Source organism: Pseudomonas sp. P5_A2_2, assembly GCF_054177685.1.
In genome coordinates, this window is the sequence record NZ_JBGCUL010000075.1 from 1 (window position 1) to 11,454 (window position 11,454).

At 61.6% G+C, this 11,454-nt stretch carries 12 protein-coding genes, 1 pseudogene and 1 riboswitch; of the genes and pseudogenes, 11 read left to right on the top strand and 2 right to left on the bottom strand.

Features of this window, described 5'->3' with window-relative positions:
- From ACXRVY_RS08510 to ACXRVY_RS08535, 6 genes and pseudogenes are all read left to right on the top strand, one after another.
- Window positions 1-181 (top strand): annotated as a pseudogene (locus ACXRVY_RS08510) (DUF2066 domain-containing protein); the annotation flags it as partial.
- A gap of 36 nt (window positions 182-217) precedes the next feature.
- The gene (locus ACXRVY_RS08515) at window positions 218-1,291 is read left to right on the top strand and encodes an AI-2E family transporter (RefSeq protein WP_223463322.1); all 1,074 of its coding nucleotides are present in this window, start codon (window positions 218-220) and stop codon (window positions 1,289-1,291) included.
- Between the two features lie 230 nt (window positions 1,292-1,521).
- On the top strand, window positions 1,522-2,226 hold the full coding sequence (hda, locus tag ACXRVY_RS08520; RefSeq protein WP_007898944.1) for a DnaA regulatory inactivator Hda: 705 nt from the start codon (window positions 1,522-1,524) through the stop codon (window positions 2,224-2,226).
- Window positions 2,227-2,448: 222 nt separating this feature from the next.
- Complete coding sequence (locus tag ACXRVY_RS08525) at window positions 2,449-3,096, top strand: C40 family peptidase (protein WP_223463321.1); 648 nt, start codon at window positions 2,449-2,451, stop codon at window positions 3,094-3,096.
- 166 nt (window positions 3,097-3,262) lie between these two features.
- On the top strand, window positions 3,263-3,799 hold the full coding sequence (locus ACXRVY_RS08530) for a C40 family peptidase (RefSeq protein WP_458237246.1): 537 nt from the start codon (window positions 3,263-3,265) through the stop codon (window positions 3,797-3,799).
- Window positions 3,800-3,817: 18 nt separating this feature from the next.
- Window positions 3,818-4,480 (top strand): O-methyltransferase, encoded by a 663-nt coding sequence (locus ACXRVY_RS08535; protein ID WP_458237247.1) that lies wholly within the window; start codon window positions 3,818-3,820, stop codon window positions 4,478-4,480.
- A 142-nt stretch (window positions 4,481-4,622) separates the two neighbouring features.
- Here ACXRVY_RS08535 and ACXRVY_RS08540 read toward each other — a convergent pair whose 3' ends face one another.
- A complete protein-coding gene (locus ACXRVY_RS08540) occupies window positions 4,623-5,936 on the bottom strand; it encodes a PQQ-dependent sugar dehydrogenase (RefSeq protein WP_457266101.1) in 1,314 nt (437 codons plus the stop codon).
- A gap of 67 nt (window positions 5,937-6,003) precedes the next feature.
- The gene (locus ACXRVY_RS08545; protein WP_223463318.1) at window positions 6,004-6,588 is read right to left on the bottom strand and encodes a hypothetical protein; all 585 of its coding nucleotides are present in this window, start codon (window positions 6,586-6,588) and stop codon (window positions 6,004-6,006) included.
- Between the two features lie 153 nt (window positions 6,589-6,741).
- Window positions 6,742-6,974: riboswitch (cobalamin riboswitch) on the top strand.
- A gap of 82 nt (window positions 6,975-7,056) precedes the next feature.
- On the opposite strand from ACXRVY_RS08545, the gene cobO reads away from it, so the two are divergent.
- From cobO to cobD, 5 genes are all read left to right on the top strand, one after another.
- A complete protein-coding gene (gene cobO / locus ACXRVY_RS08550; RefSeq protein ID WP_457266100.1) occupies window positions 7,057-7,668 on the top strand; it encodes a cob(I)yrinic acid a,c-diamide adenosyltransferase in 612 nt (203 codons plus the stop codon).
- Window positions 7,665-9,002, top strand: a complete 1,338-nt coding sequence (locus ACXRVY_RS08555) for a cobyrinate a,c-diamide synthase (protein WP_223463316.1) — start codon at window positions 7,665-7,667, stop codon at window positions 9,000-9,002. Before cobO ends, ACXRVY_RS08555 begins: the two co-directional genes overlap by 4 nt.
- Window positions 8,999-9,649, top strand: a complete 651-nt coding sequence (gene bluB, locus ACXRVY_RS08560; protein WP_223463315.1) for a 5,6-dimethylbenzimidazole synthase — start codon at window positions 8,999-9,001, stop codon at window positions 9,647-9,649. The genes ACXRVY_RS08555 and bluB overlap by 4 nt, the downstream gene beginning before the upstream one ends.
- The gene (gene cbiB, locus ACXRVY_RS08565) at window positions 9,646-10,554 is read left to right on the top strand and encodes an adenosylcobinamide-phosphate synthase CbiB (RefSeq protein WP_223463314.1); all 909 of its coding nucleotides are present in this window, start codon (window positions 9,646-9,648) and stop codon (window positions 10,552-10,554) included. The genes bluB and cbiB overlap by 4 nt, the downstream gene beginning before the upstream one ends.
- Window positions 10,547-11,454, top strand: a 908-nt coding sequence (cobD, locus tag ACXRVY_RS08570) for a threonine-phosphate decarboxylase CobD (RefSeq protein ID WP_458237248.1), incomplete at its 3' end; no start/stop codon positions are given. The genes cbiB and cobD, both read left to right, overlap by 8 nt.

The following is an 11,454-nucleotide window of genomic DNA, read 5'->3' on the forward strand; positions in this document are numbered from 1 at the left end:
GATTGTCTATAGGGTCAATGGCAGCGCCGATCAACTGCGTGCACAACTGTCGCTGGCGAGGCTGCAGGAAGCGCCAGCGGGTCAGGCACCGGCCCCGGCAGCGCCCGCTCAGCCTRCCACCGGCGGCTCGGTGTCTGTCGCAGCGCCGGCCCCGACACCGCAGCTGCGTTTTCGCTGGTAGTTTTTCTTTCTTTATATAGAAGCAATGGAGTGGTTCATGGCCGATACGCGGCGTTGGTTCTGGCTCGGTGGGGTGGTCCTGCTCTGTGCGTTTGTCTGGTTGTTGCATCCGATCCTGACGCCGTTCCTGGTGGCGCTGCTGTTGGCCTACTTGTTCGACCCGCTGGTGGATCGGCTGGAGAAGGCAGGCCTGTCTCGAACCTGGGGTGTCGTGGCGGTGTTTACCCTCTTTACATTGATCTTCACCGCGCTGCTGTTGGTCTTGGTGCCGTTGCTCGCCAGGCAGTTGTTTCGTTTGTATGAGCTGGCCCCGCAGATGCTCGACTGGCTGCAGCACACGGCGTTGCCCTGGGCGCAATCGAAATTCGGCCTGTCGGAAGGTTTTTGGAAGTTCGACAAGCTCAAGGCCGCCATCAGCGAGCATATGAGTCAGACCACTGATATTGTCGGCGTCGTGTTGAGCCATGCTACGGCCTCGGGGCTGGCGTTGATCGGCTGGTTGGCGAACCTGGTGTTGATTCCGGTGGTGAGCTTCTACCTGCTGCGGGATTGGGATCTGATGATGGCCAAGGTCCGCGGCCTGCTGCCCCGTGATCGTGAAGCGCGCGCAGTATCCCTGGCGGGTGAATGCCATGAAGTGCTCGGAGCCTTCGTGCGCGGACAGTTGCTGGTGATGGTGGCCTTGGGTGTGATCTACGCAGCGGGCCTGATGCTGGTCGGGCTGGAACTGGGCTTGTTGATTGGCCTGATTGCCGGTCTGGCGGCGATCGTGCCGTACATGGGTTTTATCATCGGCATTGGCGCGGCGCTGCTTGCGGGGTTGTTCCAGTTCGGTGGTGATCTTTACCCGATGCTCGGCATTGTCGCGGTGTTCATGGTCGGCCAGGCGCTGGAGGGTATGGTGCTGACGCCGTTGCTGGTTGGTGACCGGATTGGCCTGCACCCGGTGGCGGTGATTTTCTCGATTCTGGCCGGTGGTGAGCTGTTTGGCTTTACCGGTGTGCTACTGGCATTGCCGGTCGCGGCGGTGATCATGGTGCTGGTGCGTCATGTGCATGATTTGTATAAGGATTCTGAAATCTACGGGAGTGTCGACGAGCCGGAGTGGTAAGAGGCGTCGATGGGTGATGGCGGGTTGCCTGGGTTCATGGCGGGTCAGCCTGCTTGCATCGCGCGACTGTCACATGCACCGCCAAAGAAACGGTCATAAAACCGGTGCATTAACGCAAACCTTTGATTTTGCTTGTGGTCTGTCGCATTGTGCGGCCCGGCTCACGGGTATAAACTTCGCAAACTTTACACAGAGGCCACTAACGGTTCCTTTGGAACTGTTCAGTCAGGATGAAACCGATTCAGCTGCCCCTAGGTGTGCGTCTGCGTGACGACGCCACCTTTATCAATTACTACCCAGGCGCCAATGCCGCTGCACTCGGCTATGTCGAGCGGCTGTGCGAAGCCGACGCCGGCTGGACCGAGAGCCTGATATACCTTTGGGGCAAGGATGGGGTAGGGCGTACGCATCTGTTGCAGGCCGCCTGCCTGCGCTTCGAGCAATTGGGGGAGCCTGCGGTCTATCTGCCGCTGGCCGAGCTGCTCGATCGCGGTATTGAAATTCTCGACAACCTTGAACAGTACGAACTGGTCTGTCTCGATGACCTGCAGGCGGTTGCCGGCAAGGCGGACTGGGAAGAGGCGCTGTTTCATCTGTTCAATCGCTTGCGCGACAGCGGCCGACGCTTGCTGATTGCCGCGTCGACATCCCCCCGTGAGTTGCCGGTGAAGCTGGCGGATCTCAAGTCGCGCCTGACCCTGGCCTTGATCTTCCAGATGCGCCCGCTGTCCGATGAGGACAAATTGCGCGCCCTGCAATTGCGCGCATCTCGTCGCGGACTACACCTGACCGACGAAGTCGGGCATTTCATTTTGACTCGCGGTACCCGCAGCATGAGTGCGCTGTTCGAGCTGCTCGAGCGTCTCGATCAGGCCTCCCTCCAGGCTCAGCGCAAGCTGACAATCCCGTTTTTGAAAGAAACCCTCGGCTGGTAAACCCGCTGAATCCGGGGCTTTTAGCCAGTTCGGCGAATTTCGGGCGCCAGAAACCCCGCTTTCCTGCCCGGTTGCGGGCTGCGTGTAGGTTTAAAATGGGCTTAAGCGCTTAGAAGTAAACGAGAAACGGAAAAGTCACAAAAAGATCGATTGAATTTGCAAATGAGGATGATAGCGGGCATAGTCTCGGCTTCTTTACAACTATCAGCCACGGTCGTGCCCATGCTAAAGCGCTTCGCACCCCTCGTGCCTCTCGCACTCGTCACCCTGTTGTTCGGTTGCGCTGCCCACACTCCGGTGTCCCAGCAAGAGCAACAACAACAGCTCAAGAATTCTGCAACTGCCCAGTCTTCCGCTCTTTATCAGGAAGTTTTTTACCAGGAAGAAAAGGCAACCGAAAAAGAACTGGCCGACTTCGCTGGCGGCAAGTCCTACCAGCTTCCGGTCCTGGCCGACAGCATCCTCGAACGTGGCATGTCCCTGATCGGTACCCGTTACCGTTTCGGCGGTACTTCTGAAGCCGGCTTCGATTGCAGCGGTTTCATCGGTTACCTGTTTCGCGAAGAGGCGGGCATGAACCTGCCACGCTCCACCCGCGAAATGATCAACGTGGACGCTCCGCTGGTCTCGCGCAGCAAGCTTGAGCCGGGCGACCTGCTGTTCTTCGCAACCAATGGCCGTCGCGGTCGTGTCAGTCACGCCGGGATCTACCTGGGTGACAACCAGTTCATCCACTCCAGCAGCCGCCGCAGCGGTGGTGTGCGGATCGATAGCCTGGGCGACAGTTACTGGAACAAGAGCTTCATCGAAGCCAAGCGCGCCCTGGCGATGGCACCTAACGCGTCGCCAATCGTCACTGCACGTAAGTAAGCGGACAGTTTGTAAGGCGAACTTAAAGTCTTACTTGAAGTTTGCCATATAACCGCTAGAATCCTGATCTATGAATGATGGCAAACCGCCTGCGTCCCGCGCAGGCGGTTTTCTTTTCTGCACTCCCGGCAGAAAAAAGCCGCAGCCAGATCAGGATGCTCTGCTTATGACGACGTCGGCCCGCCTCGCAATCATGTTTTTCGCAGCGCTGCTCAGTGCCTGCGCCAGCCGCACACCGCCACCAGCGCAGGTGGTTCGCGCTCCCATCGTATTCGGATCCCCGCAAGCTTTTTCGCCCGAGGCGGAAGACGTGCTGTTTCGCGCGCTCGGCCTGGTGGGCACGCCTTATCGTTGGGGTGGTAATACGCCGGATTCCGGATTTGATTGCAGCGGCCTGATCGGTTATGTGTACCGCGATGTCGCCGGTATTTCCTTGCCGCGCACCACTCGCGAAATGATCTCCATGCAAGCGGCGAATGTGGGCAAGGAAGGCCTGCAAACCGGTGACCTGATTTTCTTCGCCACCAATGGCGGTTCCCAGGTCAGTCATGCCGGCATCTACGTGGGAGAAGGGCGCTTCGTCCACGCACCGGCCACCGGCGGCACCGTGAAGCTCGACAGTCTGTCCAAGGCCTATTGGCAAAAAGCGTATCTGAGCGCCAAGMGTGTTCTGCAGCCTGAACATCTGGCGCGCAACCCGTAATGTCCGGAGCTGCTGATCATGACTGCTCGCACGCTTAATCTCGACGACGCCCTGTACCAATACCTGCTCGATGTCTCCCTGCGCGAAACGCCACTGCTCAAGCGCTTGCGCGATGAGACCCAGGCGCTGCCGATGGCACGTTGGCAKGTGGCGCCGGAGCAGGGGCAGTTTCTCGCTTTGCTGGTGAAACTGACGGGGGCCAGGCGCTTGCTCGAGGTCGGCACTTTCACCGGTTACAGCGCCCTGTGCATGGCGTCGGCATTACCGGCTGACGGCTCGCTGATTTGCTGTGATATCCCCGGTGACTACAACGCCATCGCACGACGGTACTGGCAGGAAGCGGGGCTCACCGGACGGATTGACCTGCGCCTGGCCCCGGCGCTGGAGACCCTCGCCGAGCTTGAGCGACAAGGGCAGGGCGGGCAGTACGACCTGGTGTTCATCGATGCCGACAAGGCCAACTACCCGAGTTATCTGGAACACGCCCTGGGATTGCTGCGGGTCGGCGGGCTGGCGGTGTTCGATAACACCTTGTGGAGCGGGCGCGTGCTTGAGGCCAACCCCGAGAGCGCGGACACCCGGGCGATCCAGGCGCTCAACCGGGCGTTGAAGGATGATGCGCGGGTGGATCTGTCGTTGTTGCCGTTGGGTGATGGGCTAACACTCTGTCGCAAACGTTGAGCTGGACATCCTGTGGGAGCGAGCTTGCTCGCGATGGCGGTAGGTCAGTCAACATCGATGTTGAATGTGCCGGCCTCATCGTCGGATCGCCGCCCGGAGACAAGCTCGCTCCCACAGGGTTCTGTGTTCACCCGGGATGGTGTTACCTGGCAGCCGATACCCGCCACACCTTGTTCCCCACATCATCGGCCACCAACAAGTCACCCTGCCGGTCGATCACCACGCCCACCGGGCGGCCCATGGCTTCTTCCTTGTCGTTGAGGAATCCGGAAAGCACGTCAACCGGTTTTCCTGCAGGTTTGCCCGCACGGAAGGGCACGAAAATCACTTTGTAACCACTGTGGGGCTTGCGGTTCCAGGAGCCGTGCTGACCGATGAATGCCCCTTGGGTGAATGGCGCCGGCAGCTTGCTGTTTTCGGCGAAGGTCAGGCCCAGTGACGCCGTGTGCGGGCCGACGGCGTAGTCCGGGGCAATGGCCTTGGCCACCAGGTCCGGGTTTTGTGGCGCGACGCGAATATCGACATGCTGGCCGTAGTAACTGTACGGCCAGCCATAAAAAGCGCCGTCCTTCACCGAGGTGATGTAGTCCGGTACCAGATCACTGCCAATTTCATCTCGTTCGTTGACCGCGGTCCACAGTGCGCCACTGTGCGGTTCCCAGGCCATGCCGTTGGGGTTGCGCAGGCCGGAGGCGAAGATCCGGTGCTGGCCGGTGGCGCGATCCACTTCCCAGATCGCTGCGCGACCTGATTCCTTGTCCATGCCGTTTTCCGCGACGTTGCTGTTGGAGCCTACGGTGACGTAGAGCTTGCTGCCGTCCTTGCTGGCGATGACGTTTTTGGTCCAGTGGTGGTTCAACGGGCCGCCCGGCAGGTCAATCACCTTGATCGGTGGTGACTGGATCTGCGTCTCGCCACTTTCATAGTGAAAGCGCAGAAGGCGATCAGTATCGGCCACATACAGGTCATTGCCGACCAGCGTCATGCCGAAGGGGGAGTTGAGATTTTGCACAAACACCGTGCGGGTTTCCGCGACGCCATCGTGGTCCTTGTCGCGCAGCAAAGTGATGCGGTTCGCGCTGGGCACGCCGGCCCCGGCGCGCTCCATGACTTTTTTCGCGACCCAGCCGCGAATGCCTTTGCCGTCTTCGGGGTTGGGTGGTGCATTGGTTTCCGCCACCAGCACATCGCCATTGGGCAGCACATAAAGCCAGCGGGGGTGATCCAGGTCTTCGGCAAAAGCGGCCACTTGAGTGCCCGTGGCGGCGACAGGTTTTGCGCCCTGCGGCCAACCGATGGCCGGGGCGATGTTCACGGTCGGAACCAGGGTCTTGTCGGGTTCTGGTAGTCGGGGGGACGGGCCGGTGCCGTCGGAGACTTGCAGGCGAGAGGTCTCGCCACAAGCGGCGAGCCCTGTGCAGAGCGCGACAACGAGAGCGAGCGGGGGCGTGCGCATGCTGGTCTTCCCTACGAATGCCTTGTTCTAATCATAGAGAAGCGTTGTCGTGCGATGGTTCAATGCCTCAGCCGCGAGCTTCCTTGAACAGCACCGCAATGCCGGGGTGATAGTTGCCGGCTTCGTTGCGCAACTTGCGGTAGGCATAAGGGAAATACCAGGCGACCGCGCAGGTGTGTTCCTTTTGCAGGTCGTCGACCATGTCCTGGAGTTCTTCCGGCGTTGCGCCTTGCTGGGCTTTTTGCGGGGCGACGAACAGGCAGCCGAGTTTCAGGTCGCTGGCGTGGCTCAGGCGCTTCGCATCGCTGGCGATATCGAGCAGGGCCTGGGACAGGTTGAGGCTGTTGACCCGTGGCCAGCGCTGGCTGGTCTGGATGTAGGCGCGGGTTTCCGGCGAGGCGAGGAACAGGTCGGCGCGGCTGTTGCGCTCGCCTTCGTCGGTCTGTTTGCGGGTTGGTGTCTGTTGCAGCGTGACCATCTCGGCCATCCAGGCGGCGGCAGACAGCAGTCCGAGATTGGCTTTTTCGTCGTGCCAGTACGGTGTGTCGCCATCACCGCGGACGGCGTTGTAACGGTCGATGCATTCGAACCAGCGCTCAAGCACCGGGCGCAGGAATTCCAGCTTTGGATTGCTGATGATCATGCCTTGCATGGGCTCACCCTTGTTGTTGTGTTGTGAGGTTGTGGCTCTTTGATATCACTGCTGGGAGTGTGGCACAAGATTGACGTCAGTTTATTGATTGATGGCAGTCAATCGGTCGATCGCCTCCCGGCTTTAATTGACGCTCCACCCCCAACCCTCTAACCTTCGCGGCTTGTTTCAGGTGCTCTGTGGCTTGGGTCGACAGAGTGAAACAGGGAAGCCGGTGAGTGAGTCCTTCTATTGGTCGAAGGCCCGCAATTCCGGCGCTGCCCCCGCAACGGTAAATGAGTGAAAACTGTGCTGATGCCACTGTGTCGATTCGATGCGGGAAGGCGCGCAGTCTGGCCCCGCGGCCACTCATGAGCCCGGAGACCGGCCTGATTCATCCAGCGGCGTCACGGTGGGCGATGCCAGGCTTGTTGCCTTCTATTTTTGTGCCTGCCCGCCGTTATTCCTGCCTCAACGGAGAGCTCCCCCATGACTGATACCCCCGATCGTGACGAACGCCATCTGGCGCGCATGCAGCGCAAAAAAGCCGTGATCGACGAGCGCATCGCCAATTCCCCGAACGAGTGTGGCCTGCTGCTGGTGCTGACCGGCAACGGCAAGGGCAAGAGCAGTTCGGCCTTCGGCATGCTTGCCCGCGCCATGGGGCACGGCATGCAATGCGGCGTGGTGCAGTTCATCAAGGGCCGTAACAGCACGGGCGAAGAGTTGTTCTTCCGGCGCTTTCCCGAGCAGGTGCGTTTTCATGTGATGGGCGAAGGCTTTACCTGGGAAACCCAGGACCGCCAGCGCGACATCGCCGCCGCCGAAGCCGCCTGGGCGGTGTCCCGGCAACTGCTGTGCGATCCGTCCATCGGTCTGGTGGTGTTGGATGAACTGAACATCGCCCTCAAGCATGGCTACCTCGATCTCGATCAGGTGCTCAGTGACTTGCAGTCCCGGCCGCCGATGCAACACGTGGTGGTCACCGGGCGTGCCGCCAAGCCGGAAATGATCGAGATGGCTGACACCGTCACCGAAATGGGCGTGATCAAACACGCCTTCCAGGCCGGGATCAAAGCGCAGAAAGGCGTCGAATTGTGAGTCAGCCTCGACACTGTCCGGCGGTACTGATTGCCGCGCCGGCCTCTGGCCAGGGCAAGACCACCGTCACCGCGGCGCTGGCCCGATTGCATCGCAATCAGGGGCGCAAGGTCCGCGTGTTCAAGTGCGGCCCCGACTTTCTCGATCCGATGATTCTCGAGCGCGCCAGCGGTGCGCCGGTGTATCAACTGGACATGTGGATGGTTGGTGAGCAAGAAAGTCGCCGGCTGCTGTGGGAAGCCGCCGCTGAAGCAGACCTGATCCTGATCGAAGGCGTTATGGGGCTGTTCGACGGTACGCCGTCGAGCGCCGATCTGGCGCGGCATTTCGGTGTGCCGGTGCTGGGTGTGATCGATGGCACCGCCATGGCCCAGACCTTCGGCGCTTTGGCTCTGGGGCTGGCGCGTTATCAGCCGGACTTGCCGTTCGCCGGCGTGCTGGCCAATCGCGTCGGCACGCTGCGCCATGCGCAACTGCTCGAAGGCAGCCTGACTGAAGGTCTGCGCTGGTACGGCGCGCTGTCCCGGGAAACCGGGATCGAATTGCCGAGTCGGCACCTGGGGCTGGTGCAGGCCAGTGAGTTGAACGATCTCGACCTGCGCCTCGACGCGGCAGCCGATGCCCTGGCCAGCAGTTGCGAGGTCGCTCTGCCGCCGGCGGTCGAGTTCGCCGCCCCTGATGTCATCGCAGCCGCACCGCTGCTGGCCGGTGTGCGCATTGCCGTCGCCCGTGATGAAGCCTTCGCGTTCACCTACGGCGCGAGCCTGGATCTGCTGCGGGCGATGGGCGCCGAGTTGGCGTTCTTCTCGCCGATCCGCGACCGTGGGTTGCCGGAGGCGGACAGCCTGTACCTGCCGGGCGGTTACCCTGAGCTGCACCATGTCGCGCTGGCGCAAAACACCGTGATGCTCGATGCGATTCGCGCTCACCACCGGGCAGGCAAACCCTTGCTCGCCGAGTGTGGCGGCATGCTGTATCTGCTAGATTCCCTGACCGATGTCGAGGGCACTCGCGCTGAACTGGTTGGCTTGCTGGCCGGGGATGCGGTGATGCAAAAGCGTCTGGCCGCGCTGGCGTTGCAGGCGGTGGAACTGCCAGAAGGTTCGCTGCGCGGGCACACCTATCACCATTCGTTGACCACCACTGAACTGGCGCCGATTGCCCGGGGTTTGAGCCCTAACGGCGGGCGTGGAGCAGAGGCGGTCTATCGTGAGGGGCGGATGACTGCTTCTTATGTGCACTTTTATTTTCCGTCTAACCCCTCGGCGATTGCCGCGCTGTTTGCGCCTGACCAAAACCCTGTGGGAGCGGGCTTGCCCGCGAAGAGGCCATGACCGACAACGCATTCTCTGAAGCCGAACGCGCTGCGGTCTACCGCGCCATCGCCGAACGCCGCGACATGCGCCACTTCAGCGGCGGCACCGTCGAGCCCGAATTGCTGCGACGCCTGCTCGAGGCGGCACATCAGGCGCCCAGTGTCGGCCTGATGCAGCCCTGGCGCTTCATCCGCATCAGTAATCGCGCCTTGCGCGGACAAATCCAGGCCCTGGTGGAAGAAGAACGCATTCGCACCGCCGAAGCCCTCGGTGAGCGCAGCGATGAGTTCATGAAGCTCAAGGTCGAAGGCATCAACGATTGCGCCGAGGTACTGGTCGCCGCCCTGATGGACGATCGCGCGCAGCATATCTTCGGCCGCCGCACGCTGCCGGAAATGGACATGGCCTCGCTGTCCTGTGCTATCCAGAACCTGTGGCTGGCGTCCCGCGCCGAAGGGCTGGGCATGGGCTGGGTGTCGCTGTTCGAACCGCAAGCCCTGGCCGATTTGCTGAAGTTGCCACCTGGAGCCAAGCCTCTGGCCGTGCTGTGCCTGGGGCCGGTGAAGGAGTTCTATCCGGCACCGATGCTGGTGCTCGAAGGCTGGGCGCAGGCGCGTCCGCTACATGAATTGCTGTATGAAAATTATTGGGGAGTGAGTCAATGAGTGTGGCGTTGTTGAGTGTCGCCGCGGTTGCGCTGGATGCGCTGCTGGGCGAACCCAAACGCTGGCATCCGCTGGTGGCGTTCGGCCGTTTTGCCGAGCGCATCGAGCAACGCTTCAATGGTGGCGGTCGCGGCTGGCGCAGTCATGGCGTCACTGCGTGGGTGATTGCCGTGTTGCCGCTGACATTGCTGGTCACGGCATTCTCCTGGGCGCCTTATGTCGGCTGGATCGTCGAGATTCTCGCGCTCTATTGCGCCCTCGGTATGCGCAGCCTCGGTGAGCACGTCACGCCTGTGGCCAAGGCATTGCGCGGCGATGATCTTGATGAAGCGCGCAAACGCGTGAGTTATCTGGTCAGCCGTAAAACCAGTGATCTGGATAAAACCGAAGTCGCCCGTGCCGCCACCGAGTCGGTGCTGGAGAACGGCAGCGACGCAGTGTTCGCGGCGTTGTTCTGGTTTGCCGTGGCGGGTGCGCCGGGCGTGGTGCTCTACCGCCTGAGCAATACCCTGGATGCGATGTGGGGCTATCGCAATGAGCGCTTCGAACGGTTTGGCTGGGCGGCGGCGAAGGTCGACGACGTGCTCAATTACATTCCTGCGCGCCTGGTGGCACTGACTTACGCGCTGCTGGGTAAAACCCGGCTGGCGTTGAAATGCTGGCGCACCCAGGGCCCGACCTGGGACAGCCCGAACGCTGGCCCGGTGATGGCGGCAGGGGCGGGTGCCCTTGGCGTCGAATTGGGCGGAGCGGCGATTTATCACGGCGAACTGCATCAGCGTCCACAGTTGGGCGAAGGTGTGCCGGCGGATGCCGACTCCATTGACCGAGGCTGGCAATTGGTCCAGCGCGGGGTATGGTTATGGCTGCTGATTCTCTGCCTGGGGGCCGAATTTTATGCTTGAGCACGGTGGGCGATTGCGCAAGGCGGCGCTCGAATACGGCATAGAGGAAGCCGACTGGCTGGACCTGTCGACGGGCCTTGCGCCCTGGCCGTTCCCGGTGCCGGATATTCCGCTGCGGGCCTGGGCTCGTTTGCCGGAAGCGGACGATGGCCTGGAGCAAGCCGCCTGTGATTACTACGGCACCTTGCAGGCATTGCCGGTGGCCGGCTCGCAAATGGCAATCCAGCTGCTGCCGCGATTGCGTCGGGCAGGCAAGGTCGGCGTGCTGTCGCCGTGTTATGCCGAGCACGCTGAAGCGTGGCGTCGTAACGGCTACATCGTGCGTGAAGTGCTGGAGCACGAAGTCGACTTCTTTATCGACAGTTTCGATGTGCTGGTGGTGGTCAACCCGAATAACCCCACAGGCCTGAGCCTCACCCCCAGTCGCCTGCTCGACTGGCACGCGCGGCTGGCCCAGCGCGGTGGCTGGCTGGTGGTGGACGAAGCGTTCATGGATAACACGCCGCAACTGAGCCTGGCGCCGTTTGCCCATCAAGTCGGGTTGATCGTCCTGCGCTCCTTCGGCAAGTTTTTCGGCCTGGCCGGTGTGCGCCTGGGGTTTGTGCTGGCCGAGCGCAAGTTGCTCAAGTTGCTGGCTGAACAAGTGGGGCCGTGGGCCGTGAGCGGGGCAACCCGGGTAGTGGGCCAGGCCTGCCTGCGCGATACCGAAGGGCAGACGCGGCAACGGGTGCGCGCGGATGAGGCCAGCGAGCGCCTTGCGTCGATGCTGGAACAACAAGGGTTCCAGCCTCAGGGCGGTTGTGCGCTGTTCCAGTGGCTGATCACCGAGCGCGCCGAAGAACTGCAGGAATTCATGGCCCGGCGCGGCATTCTCCTGCGATTGTTCACGCACAACAGCAG

What these genes read in the sequence shown, in the direction of transcription:
- ACXRVY_RS08515 (WP_223463322.1), top strand. Translation starts at nt 218, where the DNA reads ATGGCCGATACGCGGCGTTGGTTCTGGCTCGGTGGGGTGGTCCTGCTC.
- hda (WP_007898944.1), top strand. Translation starts at nt 1,522, where the DNA reads ATGAAACCGATTCAGCTGCCCCTAGGTGTGCGTCTGCGTGACGACGCC.
- ACXRVY_RS08525 (WP_223463321.1), top strand. Translation starts at nt 2,449, where the DNA reads ATGCTAAAGCGCTTCGCACCCCTCGTGCCTCTCGCACTCGTCACCCTG.
- ACXRVY_RS08540 (WP_457266101.1), bottom strand. Translation starts at nt 5,936, where the DNA reads ATGCGCACGCCCCCGCTCGCTCTCGTTGTCGCGCTCTGCACAGGGCTC.
- ACXRVY_RS08545 (WP_223463318.1), bottom strand. Translation starts at nt 6,588, where the DNA reads ATGCAAGGCATGATCATCAGCAATCCAAAGCTGGAATTCCTGCGCCCG.
- cobO (WP_457266100.1), top strand. Translation starts at nt 7,057, where the DNA reads ATGACTGATACCCCCGATCGTGACGAACGCCATCTGGCGCGCATGCAG.
- bluB (WP_223463315.1), top strand. Translation starts at nt 8,999, where the DNA reads ATGACCGACAACGCATTCTCTGAAGCCGAACGCGCTGCGGTCTACCGC.
- cbiB (WP_223463314.1), top strand. Translation starts at nt 9,646, where the DNA reads ATGAGTGTGGCGTTGTTGAGTGTCGCCGCGGTTGCGCTGGATGCGCTG.